Below are 12,719 nucleotides of genomic sequence, written 5' to 3'. Positions count from 1 at the left end.
GTCAGGCCCCCTTCGAGAACATGGCGAGCATGCGACGGGTCACGGCGAAGCCGCCGAAGATGTTGATAGCGGCGAGAAGAACGGCTACGCCGCCCAGGATCTGCACCGGCCGGTCGTCGACACCGACCTGAATGATCGCGCCGACGACGATGACGCCGGAGATGGCGTTGGTGACCGACATCAGCGGCGTGTGCAGTGCGTGAGCCACCTTGCCGATCACGTAATAGCCGATCACCACCGCCAACGCGAGCACGGTGAAGTGCTGCGGGATCGGAGCCGGGGCGAACGCGTTGATCAGGAAGAAGGCCGCAAGGCCGGCGAGGACGAGGCCCACCTTCGCCCCTGCGTTCAGGGGCTTCTTTTCCTCACGCTGAACTGGGGCCGCGACCGGGGCCTGGACCGGAGCGGCGGACACCCTCACCGGCGGCGGCGGCCAGAGCTTCTCGCCGTCACGCACCACGGTGATGCCGCGCTGCACCTCGTCCTCCAGGTCCAGGACGAGATGGCCGTCCCTGCCCGGGGTGAGCAACTTGAGGAGGTTGACCAGGTTGGTGCCGTACAGCTGGCTCGCCTGGGTGGGGAGCCGGCCGGCGAGGTCGGTGTAGCCGACGATCGTGACCCCGTTGTCAGTGACGACCTTCTCTCCGGCGACGCTGCCCTCGACATTGCCGCCCATTCCCGCGGCCATGTCGACGACGACACTGCCCGGCTTCATGGCCGCCACGTCCGCCGCGGTGATCAGCCTCGGCGCCGCACGTCCCTGGACCAAGGCGGTGGTGATGATGATGTCGACGTCCTCGGCCTGCTGGGTGTACAGCTTGGCAGCAGCCTCGTTGTAGCCGTCCGACGTGGCCTTTGCGTAGCCGTCGGTGGACTCCTGCGCCTCCTCGTCGACCACCACGGGAAGGTACGTACCGCCCAACGACTTGATCTGCTCGGCGACTTCGGGGCGAGGGTCGGTGGCGCGCACCACGGCGCCGAGCGACGACGCCGCACCGATCGCGGCCAGGCCCGCGACACCTGCGCCGGCGACGAGCACCTTGGCGGGTGGAACCTTGCCGGCAGCCGTGACCTGGCCGGTGAAGAAGCGCCGGAACTCGTGCGCGGCCTCGATGACGGCGCGGTATCCGGCGATGTTGGCCATCGAAGAGAGGACGTCGAGCGATTGCGCGCGGCTGATGCGCGGGACAGCGTCCATCGCCAGCACGGTGAGCTTGCGGGTGGCGAGTGCGTCGACGAGGTCGGGGTTGGCGCCGGGCGCCAACGTCGAGACCAGCACGGCGCCGTCCTTGGGCCTGCCGACGTCGTCGGGCGTAGGGGTGTCGACGCGCAGGACGACGTCGGCTCCCCAAGCCTCGTCGGCCGAACCGATGCGGGCTCCGGCATCGGTGTACGTCGTGTCGGCGAACGAGGACTGGTCACCGGCGCCGCTCTCGATCACGACCTCGTATCCCAGGCCGAGCAGTTGCCGAACGGTGGCGGGGGTGGCTGCGACGCGTCTCTCACCTGCTGGTTCGCGTGGTACTCCGATAAGCATCGGCGACTCCTTCGGTGTTCGGGGCAAGGCATGGCGAAGGTCTGGTGCCGCCTCTGTGCACGGGCGGCACCAGACCGATGGTTCATCGCTCCGGACGGATTTCCCCGTACGGGATCAGTAGAGGAGCAGGGGGTTGATAAGGACGCCCGTCGAGCGGTGAATCGCCGTCGGCGCCGCGACGAGCAGCCCCGTCGACGTCCCGGCCGCCTTCAGTGTCGCGGCGGCGGGACCGAGCATGCAGTTGTCGACGAGGCAGAGCCCGATCGCGTAGATGAGGTTGTGCACTTCCAGTGAGCCGGCCGGATTGTCGCGCGCGTCGTGGAAGTCCCACAAGACCAGGCCGGGATTCTTCGAGGCGATCCACTGAGCGCCGTCGGCACCGATCCCGGGACGCCGGACGGCGGCCGCGCCACTGGGATAGACATGACCCGCTGCCTCATAACGGTCACGGCCCTGATAGATGATCAGGGCATCGCCCGGTTCGAGGGTGACGCCGGTCGCGGCCAGCGCCGCGTCCAGGTCCGCCGCCGTGACCGGCTCCTCGGCCGGGATCCAGTCGACGCCTCGGGCAGTCGCAATGTCGAGCAGCACACCGCGTGTGGCAATGCCGTGCTGCGCCCAGTTCACCATCGTGTCCTCGTCGGTCTCGGAGGCCGAGGCGGGGATCGGGCCGTGCCAGCCGCCGTCCGCTCCGATGTGCGCAAGCCCGTCGAGGTGGGTGTTGTGCACACCGTGCGCGTCGTACTTGATGACATCGCCGCCGTGCGCATGACGCCCGTAGATGCCGATCTGCACATCCAGTTCGACACCGCCGTGACCGTCGGGCAGCTCCGCGATGGCAAGTCGCTGCCAGTCACGCTTCTCGGCCTCGGCCGCTTCGCGACCGTCTGCGAGCCGGCCCGGCCGGGTCTCGACCTCACGCTCCAGCGAGAGGGCCCTGCCGAACTTCACCTGCGTGGCTCCGCGCAGACGGGCGGTCTCGTCGATCAGCGCCACCGAGCCGCGGCACTGCACGCCCTCGACATGCCGCTCCTTCTCGTGCGCGTCGGCGATCTCGCGCACCCACGGGTCGAGCGGATCCGGTTGGCGGTCGTCAGTCATCTTTGACTCCGTTCTTGTGCCAAAAATCGTTGCTGAGCCGGAGGCGCCCGTCGGTTGCCGCCTTAGGCTGGCGTCACGTCTGTTGAATACGGGTGTCCGCGATGCGTCCGGTGGGTTGTTCATCGCCCATCTGTCTCGTACAACGAAACAGCGAGACGCTACAACGCAATGGCCAGCATTCTGCTGTCGAGCCTCAGCGACTGTCAACGCCGCACCCCTTCTGGGCGCCTCATCTTTTCCTAACAGGAGCTTACTTCTTGACACGCCCTCTCGGGCAAAGTCATGCTGAGCACGCCGCACAACAGTACGTGCGTTCGCTTCAGTAGAACGACAGTGGTTTCACCTCGTCTAAGCGGCCGAGGGGAATCGCGATGAGAGGGGCGCGGATGAGTACCGCGGAGATGGACCCGACCCAGATCGACTACTTCACCGATGCCGAGGTGGCGGCGGACGCGGCGCCCTACTTCGACCACATGCTCGCCCACCACCCCGTGTGGCGGGAACCGAAGTACGGGGTCGTCATCGTCACCGGCTACGAGGAGGCGCTGCAGGTCTACCACCAGCCCGAGGTCTACTCCTCGATCAACCGGACGGGCGGCCCGGTGCTCGACCTGCCCGTGGAGCTGGTGGGTGACGACCTCACCGAGATCCTCGAGCGGTATCGCGAGTACTTCCCCCAGAACGACCAGATGGTGACGTTCGACCCGCCGCTGCACACGGACCACCGAGCGCTGTTGATGGGCCTCATCACGCCGAAGCGGCTCAAGGAGAACGAGGAGTTCCTGAAGCGGACGGCCGATCGGTTCCTGGACGAGCTGCTTCCCGCGGGGAAGGGCGACTACATCTGGGACTACGCCAAGCGCTACGCGGTGCTCGCCGTCGCGGACCTGCTCGGGGTCCCGGAGTCCGACCACCCCATGCTCATCGAACTCCTGGCCACCGAGGCGCCGATGCTCGGTAACCTCCAGCTCCAAGTCGCTCACCACAACAGCCTCGAGCGGCTCTACGACTTCTTCATCGCGAAGATCGAGGAGCGGCGGGCGAAGCCCACCGGCGACATCCTCACCGGAATGGCACAGGCGACGTTCCCCGACGGGACACTCCCCGAGCCGATCCACGTCGCCCGTATCGCCTCGAACCTCTTCGCCGCGGGCAACGAGACCACGGTCCAGCTGCTCGGTGTCTCACTGGCGAGGATCGCCGAGGACAGGGAGCTGCAGGACCTGTTGCGCCGTGAGACCGCGCTGATCCCGAAGTTCATCGAGGAGGCGCTGCGGATCGAGGCGCCGATCAAGGGGTCGTTCCGGCTGACGAAGGTCGCCACGACGATCGGGGGCCTCGACCTCGCGCCCGGCACCGTCGTGCTGCTGCTGCACGGCGCCGCCGGCCGTGACGCGCGCGTCTTCGACAACCCCGCGGACTTCGACGTCCGCCGCCCGAACGCGCGCCAGCACCTCGCCTTCGGCCGCGGTATCCACACCTGCCCCGGGGCCCCGCTGGCCCGCGCGGAAGCGGTGTTCTCGATCCGGCAGCTGTTGGAGCGCACGGAGAGCATCACCGTCTCCGACGAGCACCACGGCCCGGCCGGCGATCGCCACTGGGACCTGATGGAGAGCTACAAGTTCCGCGGGCACAAGCACCTCCACCTGGAGTTCACCGAGCGGAAGGCCGACTGATGTCCGACGAGATCACGGTCGACCGCGACCGATGCATGGGGTCGGGGCAGTGCACCTTCTACGCGCCGAACACCTTCGATCTCGACGACCTGAGCATCGCCTTCGTCCAGGACCCGAACGGCGACAGCGACGACAAGGTCGACATGGCGATCAACGTGTGCCCGACCCGTTCCATTGCCCGCGCCGCCGCGGCCCACCACGGAGGAGTGCGATGACCACCAACACCGAGGCACCGGTCTCCCTGCCCATCGCCGATCTGGAGAGCGACAGCCTGCTGGCCGAGTTCCCCGAGGGACAGCGCCTCGTCGGCTCACGATGCGACCGGTGCCGCCAAGTCATGATCGGCGCCAGAGTGGTCTGCAGTTCCTGCGTCGGCCGCGACATCTCGCGCGTCGCGCTGCCGACGTCCGGAGTGCTGTACAGCTTCACCCGCCTCCACGTCGGCGGAGCGGGTGTGCGTCCTCTCGGCTACGTGGACATCGGCGACGTTCGTACTCTCGCCGATCTCCGTGAGGACGACGTACCCCTTCAGCCCGGCATGAACGTCGCACTCGGCGTCGACGACGACGGCTGGTTCTTCGCACCGGTCGCCGGCGCGTGAGGAGAGGACTTCCCATGACTGAAAACGTGTTCGTCGTCTCAGCGGCGATGATCCCGTTCGCCAAGCACCGCGCCTCGTCCTACGTCGGGCTCGCGGTGTCTCCGCTCATCGACGCCCTCCAGGGCGCGGGCATCGAGAAGTCCGACGTCGACGCCGTCTATGTCGGCCACTCGTACGGCGGCATGATGACCGGTCAGCGCATCACCAAGGAGATCGGCCTCGGCACGGTCCCGACGGTGAACGTCGACAACGCCTGCTCCAGCGGGGCCACCGCCGTACACGAGGCGTGGACGGCGATATCCCAAGGCCTCATCGACGTGGCCGTCGTGATCGGCGTGGAGAAACTGACGCAGTTCGGCGGTGGCACGCTCCCCCTCTCCCCCGAGGATCGCGAGGTCAAGCAGGGCATCGTGATGCCCGCCGTCTATGCGATGCGAGCCACGCGCTACCTGCACGAGACCGAGGCCACGGCCGAGGACCTCGCGCGGGTCAGTGTGAAGGCGCGCAAGCACGGCAAGTTGAACCCCTTCGCGCAGTTCCGCGAGGAGGTCACCGTGGAGCAGGTGCTCGCTGCCCGACCGGTCGCCGATCCGCTGACCCTGCTCATGTGCTGCCCGACGGGCGACGGCGCCGCCGTCGTCGTACTCGCCTCCGAGCGCGCCCGTGCGCGCCTCATGGCCCCGCGCGGCATGCGGATCGCCGCCTCGGTGCTGCACTCGGGCCAGGTCGAGGAGGGCTTCCGTGACATGACCAAGCCCGAAATCACCTACTCCTCGGCCCGCGACGCGTACGAGCAGTCGGGCATCGGCCCGGAGGACCTCGACATGATCGAGCTCCACGACGCCTTCTCCATTGCGGAGCTCGTCTACTACGAGGCTTTCGGCCTCACCGAGAAGCACAGCGCTGTGGCGCTCCTGCGGGAAGGCAGGACGACCTTCGGCGGCGATGTCGTGGTCAATCCGAGCGGTGGTCTCCTGTCCAAGGGGCACCCCGTGGGCGCGAGCGGCGTCGCCCAGATCGCCGAAGCGTTCTGGCAGCTCACCGGGCAGGCGGGCGCCCGTCAGATAGAGAGCGCGCGTACGGCGATGACGCATGTCACCGGCGGTGGCACGGCGGGCCTCGACCACGGCGCGTGCACGATCCACATCTTTGAGGCGGCATGACGAGCGACCAGCGACCGCCCCTCGCGGGCCTGCGCATCATCGATCTGACCACCTTCCTCTCAGGGCCGTCGGCGACCCAGCTCCTCGGCGACCTCGGCGCGGACGTCATCAAGGTCGAGGCGCTCGGCGGGGATTCCAGCCGGGCCATCGTCGGACCGACTGTCGACGGGGAGAGCGCCTACTACCTGGCCAACAACCGGAACAAGCGCAGCATCGCGATCGATCTGAAGTCACCGCGTGGGCTCGCGATCCTGAATCGGCTCATCGCCGGCGCGGACGTGGTCATCGAGAACTTCCGCCCTGGTGTGACCACGCGGCTCGGCATCGATCCGCACGATGTCGTCGAGCGCCATCCGGCGCTCGTTTGGGCGTCGATCAGCGGATTCGGCCAGGACGGACCGCTGCGGGACCGGCCCGCCTACGACATGGTGGTCCAGGCGCTCAGCGGCGTCATGAGCCTCACCGGTCATCCGGGGGCTCCGGCGGCGCGGCTCGGCATTCCTGCTGGTGACGTGGTGGCAGGCCTGTACGCCGTGATCGGGATCCTGGCCGCCCTCGAAGCGCGCCACGGTACGGGGCGGGGCCGGGTCATCGACGTGTCGATGCTCCGCGGCCAGCTGGCGATGCTCTCGTACCAGGCGCTGTACACCTTCCTCAACGGCGTGGCCCCCGGGCCGCAGGGCGCGCGGCACGACTCGATCGCCACCTACCGCTCGTTCACCGGAGGGGACGGCCGCGAGCTGGTCGTGACGGCGAACACTCCGCGTATGTGGGAGGGGTTGTGCAAGGTGCTGGGCGTCGCGGAGCTGGTCGTCGACGAGCGCTTCGTCGACGCCGCGAGCCGGCTGCGCAACAAGGAGGAGCTGTGGGCGATCCTGGAGGCCCGGTTCGCCGAACGGCCCGCGGCCGAGTGGGTCGAGCTGCTGTCCGAGGCATCCGTCCCGGTGGCTCCGGTGAAGAACGTGCTGGAGGCCCTGGGGGACGCGCGGGCCGCGGACGACGGGAGCCTGGTGGTCGTCCGCAATGACACGTCCTCCTTCGAGAACGTGGCGACGCCCATTCGTTTCGGGGAGACCGACGGCGTCGACCCCGTCTACCCTCCGACGCTCGGCGAGAACACCGTCGACATCCTGGTGGAAGAACTGGGCATTCCCGCCTCCGAGATCGACTCCCTGCTCGCCGACGGAGTCATCGCGGCGAGCCCGGTGAAGACCTCCTGAGACAACCGCACATACTTGAGCCCGTGCCGAGGGCATCTCCCCTCAGCACGGGCTCAGTCGCGTACGGCCGGTGTTCGACGGTTGGCCGCCTGAGCGCCTCGGGGCCCTCCCGATGGCTGGGGGATAGATGTCGCTGGGCCATGCGTCAACGTCAGCGCGCCCCCGTAGGCTGATGTGGTGTTCGATCGTTTGGAGATCCGGGTGCTGCCGTCGGGACCCCGGTTCGCTGCTCAGTTGCGGTTCTGGGTCAATGGCGAGGACCTGGTCGAAGAGGCGGTCGGCGAAGGTGGCCGAGGATCGTACGCGGCTGATGCGTTGCCAGTCGCCTGCCCCAGCCCCCTCCGGGCGACAGGCGAGGCGCGCCGCCTGCAGCTGGGGGAACCGGACTGCACCGGTGGCTGCTGCGGCTTCCTGACCGTGATCGTGCAGCGGTTCGGAGAGATCGTGCAGTGGTCGGGCTGGGAGGTTCCGGGAGAGGCACGCAGCTCCGCACCCCCACTTCTGCCGGAGCTTCACTTCGACGCGAGTCAGTACGACGCCGACGTGGCTCGCGCCGAGTCGGACCGCTGCCGGCAGTTGCCCTCGTAGCGTGGCGCGGCACTCCCTCCTACCTGTTTGCGAGCTATGCCAGCCTCGCATCCGAAGTCATGGGGAAGACTCCAGCAGTTCAAGTGCCGTCGAAACTCGCGAACATCCCGGCCAGGATGCGGCCGCCAATCAGTGAGCGCGCAGGCGAATGCCCCCGAACGATCGGAGCGAGCGAACCGTCTGGTTGCTTGCGTCGCCGTCGGAGGCAGTCGCGGGTGAGGGGGGGGTCAGATCGCGTCCGGAACCGGAGCAGGCGCGGGCTGCGGCTGCAGACTTGCTGTCCGGAGCGTGCCCCGCCGGATGAACCAGGCCGCCACCAGGGCTACCGCCGCGGCAACCGCCACCATCAGGAACAGCTCGTTGTAACCGGCCCGCGAGCTGAACGAGGTGCCCGGTTCCAGGTTCTTGGACAGCAGGACGGTACCTATGGACGTACCGACAGCCGAGAACGCCGTCTGCGTGACCATGTAAACGCCGGATGCCTCACTGGTGTTGGGGCCGGGCACACCCTCGACGATCAGGTTGGGAAGCGAGCTCAGCAGGAAGCCCGTGGCGCCGGTCAGGACGACCTGCGAGATGAAGAATCCCGCGACGGAACCGAGCAGCACCGAGGACAGGACCGCGGCCGCGATCGCGAGGACGGTGCCGATGAACAGGGCGTTGCACGAGCGGCCGTTGCGGGACACACGACCGCTGAGCGGGGACAGCACGAAGCCGATGAGGCCGATCCCGAAGGAGAGGTCGCCGGCGGTGCCCGCGCTGAGGCCGAGACCGACCGGCGCCGCTTCCGGGGTCTGCCAGATCAGCTGGCCCACGAAGCCGGAGACACCCAGCGTGCCGAACGAGACGAACGCGGTGGCCACCAGCGTCAGACCGAGCTTGCGGTTGAGGAAGAAGCGAATGTTGATGAGCGGGTCCTCGACGCGCAGTTCCCAGACCACCCACAGCGCCAGGACGGCCAGGCCGCCGACGAGGAACCCGATGGTCTTGCCGCTCGACCAGCCCCACGAACTGCTCTCGTGGACCCCGTACAGCGCGAGGGCGATGCCCGGAGCGAACAGGACGCCGCCGAACCAGTCCACCCGCCCCAGTCGCGCCTTGGCGGTCGAGCGCGGCAGCAGGAAGGCACCGGCGGCGGTGACGGCCGCCACCACGGCGGCGACGACGAAGACGTAGCGCCAGCCCCAGGCGTCGACGATGTTGCCCGAGACGATGTTGCCGCCCGCACCACCCCACATCGCGGCTCCGGCGACGGTCGCCACGGCCACCGGCAGGCTCTTGCTCGGGAGGCTCTCCCGGAGGATGCCGACACAGAGCGGGACCAGACCGCCCGCAAGGCCCTGGATCGCCCGCCCGGCGATCAGCCCGGCGAGGCTGTCCGACATGAGGCTGACGACCGAACCGATGATGGAGGCGAGAAGGACGACGATCAGGACGTTGCGGCGGCCGAAGGCGTCGCCGAGCCGGCCGCTGATGGCCGCGGACGCGGCGCCGACCAGGAGGAAGCCGGTGAGGATCCAGCCGGCGTCGCTGGGCGTGCTCTTGAACTGCTGGATGATCTCAGGCAGGGCCGTATACATCATCGTCGCCTCGAAGGAGCTCACGACGGCGGCGAAGATAAGGATCACGACGATGAGCGCGACCGGGCGTTGAGGACGCGGTTCGGCTTCCGTTCCAGTGGTGGGTGGCATCGTGGCTTCTTTCGTCGGGCATCAGGGCGTCGCCGGAGGTCCGGCCGCGGGATGCGTGAGAATGGGCGGATTTCCGCCGTGGATGTGGGCTCTACAGCCACAACCCAGCCGTTCCGTTGTAAGGAACAGACAATCCATACAACGCGAGAGTGTGTTCCGCCCCACAGTCGCTGTCAAGGAGTAGGACAGACGCAGTTTTAAGCTCTTGTCCTTGACAATTACGGCAGCCCGCCTTGATGCTGAGCGAGCTCGGTAAGGCAACGCCCGTTCTTTTGGGCGAAACACACCCGTCTCCCGCCTGGTGTCATCCGCGGGATCGAAAGGGGAGGGCTCGATGTCCAGCCACGTCAGCAACGAACAGTCCAGGGGCGTGCCCGGGCACGCGATGCGAGACCTTCCTGTGCCGCTGCTCCACCCGGACCGCCTCTACATCGACGGACAGTGGGTGACTCCGGCGGAGTCCTCGACCTTCGACATCGTCGACCCGGCCACGGAGGAGCTCTACTACCAGGTCGCCGAGGCCGGCACGACCGACATGTCGAAGGCCGTCGGGGCCGCGCGCCGGGCGTTCGACCGGACGAACTGGCCGCTGCTCGCTCCTGCCGAGCGAGCCGACTGGCTGCGCAAGATCGCCGATGGGCTGCGCCGGCGCGCGGGGGACGCCAGTACGCTCTGGACCCGCCAGGTGGGTGTCCTGCACACAATGTCGACCGCGGCAATTGAACGTGTGGGGGCGCACTACGACTACTACGCGGATCTCGCCGCGGACTTCCCGTTCGAGGTGCGGCACGACACCCAGCAGGGCGGCTTCGGCGCGGTCGTCCGCGAACCGATCGGTGTCGTGGCGGCGATCGTCGCCTGGAACACCCCTATGTCCCTGATGGCCTACAAGGTGGCGCCCGCGCTGCTCGCGGGCTGCACCGTGGTGGTCAAGGCGCCGCCGGAGGCCCCTGGTGAGGCGTACGTGCTCGCCGAGATCGCCGAAGAGATCGGCCTGCCCGCCGGTGTCCTCAACGTCGTCACCGCCGATCGCGAGGTCTCCGAACAGCTGGTCCGCAACCCGCACGTCGACAAGGTGGCCTTCACCGGATCGAGCGTCGTGGGTCGGCGGATCGCTTCCCTGTGCGGTGACCGGATGGCGCGCTACACCCTCGAACTAGGTGGCAAGTCGCCTGCGGTGATCCTCGACGACTACGACCTCGAAACGGCGGCCCGCACCCTTTCCGACGCGGAGTGCACCCTCAACGGGCAGGTCTGTTCGTCTCTCACCCGCATCATCGTCAGCCGACACCGTCACGACGAGTTCGCGGAAGCGCTGGGAGCATTCTTCGGCGCGGTCCGCATCGGCGACCCGTTCGATCCCGAGGCGCAGCTCGGCCCCCTCGCCATGGACCGCCAGCGTGCCCGCGTCGAGGGCTACATCGCCAAGGGCGTCGCGGACGGCGCGAGGCTCGTGACCGGCGGCGGTCGGCCGGAGGGACTCGACACCGGCTTCTACCTCGAACCGACGGTCTTCGCCGGCGTGGACAACCAGTGGACCATCGCGCAGGAGGAAATCTTCGGGCCGGTGCTCAGCGTCATCCCCGCCGACGACGAGGAGCACGCGGTTGAGCTCGCCAACGACACCGTCTTCGGCCTCAACGCCACGGTCTTCACCAACGACAACGACCGCGCCCATCACGTCGCCCGCCGCATCCGCGCGGGCACCGTCGGGCACAACGGGTACCGCACCGACCCCCGGATGGGTTTCGGCGGGTTCAAGCAGTCGGGCGTCGGCCGGGAGGGCGGCGCGGACGGCCTCCTGCCGTACACGGAGGCCAAGACCTTGATTCTCGCCGAGCCGCCGTCCAGCCGCGCCTGACAGTCGCAGCGCGCACCGCAGCGGCCCCGTCCAGCCCATCCGACCCATTCACCGCAGTTCATGCAGACGATCCAGGAGTGACCCATGTCGGGACGAGTTGAGGGCAAGGTCGCCCTCGTCACCGGAGCAGCCCGCGGGCAGGGCCGAAGCCATGCCGTCCGCCTCGCCGAGGAGGGCGCGGACATCATCGCCGTCGACCTCCTGGAGGACATCGAGACGGCCCCCTACCCGATGGCAACCAAGACGGACCTCGAAGAGACGGTTCGCCAGGTGGAGGCACTCGGCCGGCGCATCATCGCCACGCAGGCGGACGTCCGCGATCTCGGTCAGCTCAAGACGGCCGTGGACCAGGGTGTCGCCGACCTCGGCGGGCTCCACGTCGTCGTGGCTCAGGCGGGCATCCTGACCATGGGTCTGGACACTCCGCAGGCGTTCCTCGACGTCGTCCAGGTCAACCTCGTCGGGGTGATCAACACCGTCACGGCGGCCGCGCCGCATCTGGAGAGCGGCGCATCCATGATCCTGACCGGTTCGACCGCGGCGCTCCTGTCCGGCTCGGTCGACATCACGGGGGCGGGCGGTCTCGGCTACGCCCATTCGAAGCGTCACGTGGCGCGGCTCGGGCACGATCTCGCGCGCGTTTACGCGAGCCGACGGATACGGGTCAACGTCGTCCACCCGACGAATGTCGACACCGGGATGATGGACAACGAGTTCATGTACAAGGCGTTCCGTCCCGACCTGGATGCGCCCACGCGCGAGGAGATGATTCCCTCGCTCGCGTCCAAGTCGCCGATGGACATGCCGTGGCTGGCTCCCTCGGACGTGTCCGAGGCGGTCCTCTACTTCGCCTCCGACGCGTCCCGGTGGGTCACGGGGCAGCAACTCAAGCTGGACGCCGGTCAGCTGCTGCCGATGACCGACGCGGGCGTACCTGCCTGACTCCACGAACAGCCGCTCGTGCCCACCCAGGTGCTCTGGTAGGCACGAGCGGCGCCGTTTTCCGGCTCTCAACAATGAGTGCCCGACAGAGACGGAGTACTCCAACTCCTCGTTGACAGACGCCCAGTCAGCAGCTGTGTCCTCGACCTGCAGCACCTCTTTGTCGTGCAGGTAACCGTCTGTCGACCCGATGAACAGACGGGCGCAGCGGCCCCCGCCGATGGTGTGAATCTCCCTGCTCACCGGACGACGTCCACGGTCTGGCTCCGCGCTGTCGACCAGTTCCCACACCTTGTCTGGGGCCCCGCCCAGCAGCAGCTCCAGGCCGCGCCGCCCCTT

Annotated in this window: 11 protein-coding genes; 8 read left to right on the top strand and 3 right to left on the bottom strand. The window is 68.2% G+C overall.

Annotation, left to right across the window (positions count from 1 at the left end):
- Position 1: 1 nt before the first annotated feature.
- Together AB0J02_RS33870 and AB0J02_RS33865 are read right to left on the bottom strand one after the other, a co-directional pair.
- Positions 2–1,537, bottom strand: coding sequence for a Re/Si-specific NAD(P)(+) transhydrogenase subunit alpha (locus AB0J02_RS33870; protein WP_363197663.1), 1,536 nt, complete (start codon positions 1,535–1,537; stop codon positions 2–4).
- Positions 1,538–1,651: 114 nt separating this feature from the next.
- Positions 1,652–2,599 (bottom strand): cyclase family protein, encoded by a 948-nt coding sequence (locus tag AB0J02_RS33865; protein WP_363197662.1) that lies wholly within the window; start codon positions 2,597–2,599, stop codon positions 1,652–1,654.
- A 425-nt stretch (positions 2,600–3,024) separates the two neighbouring features.
- Here AB0J02_RS33865 and AB0J02_RS33860 point away from each other — a divergent pair, with 425 nt between their 5' ends.
- From AB0J02_RS33860 to AB0J02_RS33835, 6 genes are all read left to right on the top strand, one after another.
- Complete coding sequence (locus tag AB0J02_RS33860; protein WP_363197661.1) at positions 3,025–4,314, top strand: cytochrome P450; 1,290 nt, start codon at positions 3,025–3,027, stop codon at positions 4,312–4,314.
- Complete coding sequence (locus tag AB0J02_RS33855; RefSeq protein ID WP_363197660.1) at positions 4,314–4,529, top strand: ferredoxin; 216 nt, start codon at positions 4,314–4,316, stop codon at positions 4,527–4,529. The genes AB0J02_RS33860 and AB0J02_RS33855 overlap by 1 nt, the downstream gene beginning before the upstream one ends.
- On the top strand, positions 4,526–4,915 hold the full coding sequence (locus AB0J02_RS33850; RefSeq protein WP_363197659.1) for a hypothetical protein: 390 nt from the start codon (positions 4,526–4,528) through the stop codon (positions 4,913–4,915). Before AB0J02_RS33855 ends, AB0J02_RS33850 begins: the two co-directional genes overlap by 4 nt.
- A gap of 14 nt (positions 4,916–4,929) precedes the next feature.
- On the top strand, positions 4,930–6,078 hold the full coding sequence (locus tag AB0J02_RS33845) for a thiolase family protein (RefSeq protein WP_363197658.1): 1,149 nt from the start codon (positions 4,930–4,932) through the stop codon (positions 6,076–6,078).
- Entirely contained in the window at positions 6,075–7,298 is a 1,224-nt protein-coding gene (locus AB0J02_RS33840) for a CoA transferase (protein ID WP_363197657.1), read from the top strand. Before AB0J02_RS33845 ends, AB0J02_RS33840 begins: the two co-directional genes overlap by 4 nt.
- Before the next feature lie 177 nt (positions 7,299–7,475).
- The gene (locus AB0J02_RS33835; protein WP_363197656.1) at positions 7,476–7,886 is read left to right on the top strand and encodes a hypothetical protein; all 411 of its coding nucleotides are present in this window, start codon (positions 7,476–7,478) and stop codon (positions 7,884–7,886) included.
- A 227-nt stretch (positions 7,887–8,113) separates the two neighbouring features.
- On the opposite strand, the gene AB0J02_RS33830 is transcribed toward AB0J02_RS33835, so the two are convergent.
- On the bottom strand, positions 8,114–9,577 hold the full coding sequence (locus AB0J02_RS33830; protein ID WP_363197655.1) for an MFS transporter: 1,464 nt from the start codon (positions 9,575–9,577) through the stop codon (positions 8,114–8,116).
- A 334-nt stretch (positions 9,578–9,911) separates the two neighbouring features.
- Here AB0J02_RS33830 and AB0J02_RS33825 point away from each other — a divergent pair, with 334 nt between their 5' ends.
- Positions 9,912–11,438 (top strand): aldehyde dehydrogenase, encoded by a 1,527-nt coding sequence (locus tag AB0J02_RS33825; protein ID WP_363197654.1) that lies wholly within the window; start codon positions 9,912–9,914, stop codon positions 11,436–11,438.
- Between the two features lie 84 nt (positions 11,439–11,522).
- Positions 11,523–12,380 carry a mycofactocin-coupled SDR family oxidoreductase gene (locus AB0J02_RS33820; protein ID WP_363197653.1) on the top strand — a complete coding sequence of 286 codons (858 nt, stop codon included), beginning with the start codon at positions 11,523–11,525 and terminating at the stop codon, positions 12,378–12,380.
- Positions 12,381–12,719: the final 339 nt, after the last annotated feature.

Origin of the sequence: Streptomyces sp. NPDC050264, from assembly GCF_040655895.1 — a bacterium.
GTDB lineage: Bacteria > Actinomycetota > Actinomycetes > Streptomycetales > Streptomycetaceae > Streptomyces.
This window is presented reverse-complemented; position numbering and strand designations above follow the sequence as displayed.